The organism is Chryseobacterium takakiae (genome assembly GCF_900129385.1).
In the GTDB taxonomy this organism is placed as follows: Bacteria; Bacteroidota; Bacteroidia; order Flavobacteriales; family Weeksellaceae; genus Chryseobacterium; species Chryseobacterium takakiae.
The window spans coordinates 1-2062 of sequence record NZ_FQVO01000039.1 but is presented as its reverse complement, the minus strand read 5'-3'; the positions used below and the strand labels follow the sequence as shown (position 1 = coordinate 2062).

2 protein-coding genes are annotated in these 2062 nt (G+C 34.9%); both read right to left on the bottom strand.

The features are described 5' to 3' along the window. Window positions 1-209: 209 nt before the first annotated feature. The gene (locus BUA76_RS18975; protein ID WP_072886361.1) at window positions 210-701 is read right to left on the bottom strand and encodes a hypothetical protein; all 492 of its coding nucleotides are present in this window, start codon (window positions 699-701) and stop codon (window positions 210-212) included. Then, window positions 667-2062 (bottom strand): RHS repeat-associated core domain-containing protein (locus tag BUA76_RS18970; protein WP_143149963.1); only part of this gene is annotated, 1396 nt, incomplete at its 5' end. The genes BUA76_RS18970 and BUA76_RS18975, both read right to left, overlap by 35 nt.

Sequence of the window (2062 nt, the reverse complement as noted above, 5' to 3'; positions counted from 1 at the left end):
GCTTCTTCACTTTCACTCCGTCTGCTCTGTACGTATAATCTGTTGCTACAGAGTTCTGAGTAATCTTCTTTGGTAAATTTAAATAATTATACTGATTTTTAATATAAAATTAAGTTTTACAGTGTTTATAAACACAAAACCCACCGCAAAAACGGTGGGCTTATTATTATCCGCTCAAAGTCACAGACTTTGCGCAGCGGGGGTTTATATTATTCCCTCACAAAGAACAAGTTTATCCTTGCTCTGTCCTTTGTCATCTTGCCATCAACGACTCTAAATAAATTTGACGTTTGCATCATCATTTTATTATCTTCGACACTAAAAATATAATAAACTGTATTGAGGGTGTCCAAACTTTTAAACTTATATGTCCCTATTGTGTTATGCTTATTGGCAATTATATTATTTTCGGTATCAAAAATGCTTTGTTCAGCAACAATAATATTTTTATTAATTATAATTTTATTTTCTAATTTCTTGCTATCATTAAAAAAGACAGCATTTGTGAGTTTCCATTTACCAAAAGCTTTTTTCTGTTTGTCTTCAGATAATTTCACTCCTTCGTTTCCTCCAACGTATTTTATAGAATGAACAGAGGAGATATCGCTGTTTTTTATATTAGGTTCTTCCTTACTGCAAAACATTAATAAAAAAAGAGAAAAAAAACTAATAATTCCTTTGTTGTTGTATTGTTTTAACATCGACTGATTCATATTTTTTTTGTCCAAATTGTATTTTTGATTGATCCTGTTGTCTATATAACGTTGCACCTTGTAAACTTCCATAGCCACCACCGCTAACTTCTTTGTTATAATTCATTACTTGTTGCAATGATCCTTTTACAGGAGAGCTATCAAACCCAAAATAACTTTCCCATTGCACTTTTCCATTTTTCGAACCTACCGCTTCCATCATGTGCCCTTCCCATAATAATATATCTCCTGTTTTGAAATTTGTTTTATTAGAAACTTGAGTAGATTTATACCCTGAATCCAATAAAAAACTTCTTATATTTTCGATACTATCATCTACGAAAAAGTAACCATTTGTTAATACATATCCATAACAATTAGTTACTTGCATTGCATTTTCATTGGCAAAATTAGTTCTGTTTACAGGTAAAAACCCATACTCCTTATCCCATTGTCCTATCGTTTGCTTAACATTTAAAGTCGCATTTCCGTTTATAGATTTTAATGTCCCAACTCTAGCTTTTATATCGGCTCTATAATGCTCGGCACCATCTTCATAATACCAATTATTGACATACTTTTGCCAGCTAACTCCTCCCCAAGAACCTTTAGGACCAGGACCATTTCCTAACTGATTTTTTAATGCTAAAAACGCTGATTGAGCGTCTGCTCCTGTGTATGTAGTCCCTGAAGCAGTTTCAACCACTTCTCGACCATCAGGATCAACAAATTTTATTGGGTTGTTTAATACATATGTATAAGGCGACCATCTTCTTGAAACTTCTGCGAGCGGATCCACCACACCCCATCTTCCAATATCCGGCATATAGAACCTTGCGCCGTAGTCATACATTCCGGTCTCTTGCAATTCCTTTCCATTGTACTTATACTGATAAGCATTATCAAAATTGTAGCTTTGTGCATTATGCATTAACCCAAAAGGATAATAATTGTTTGCCCCCTCTGCTTCGCCGGGTGTAATATAATTGTTACATGCTGTACTGCCATCCGGAAAAGTCTGGCAATTTTCAATAACAATATCACCGGTTACAATTGCATCTCCGTTAGCATCGCTGTAGCTTAATCTTATATTCCCAAGATGGTCGGTATAATTATAAAAATACCTGTTCCTTAATCCATCAAAATACCCTTCCGGGGTAGGGATGATCCTTAATTTCATTCCATCAGTGGTCATGGTGCCGGTTTCATCTTCCCAGGCATAGGTAAATTTATACTGGAAGCCATCCAGGTAATCCGTCTGCAATCCTCCAAAGAGCTTCTTCACTTTCACTCCATCTGCTCTGTACGTATAATCTGTTGCTACAGAGTTCTGAGTAATCTTCTTTGGTAAATTTAAATAATTATACTGA

What these genes read in the sequence shown, in the direction of transcription:
- BUA76_RS18975 (WP_072886361.1), bottom strand. Translation starts at nt 701, where the DNA reads ATGTTAAAACAATACAACAACAAAGGAATTATTAGTTTTTTTTCTCTT.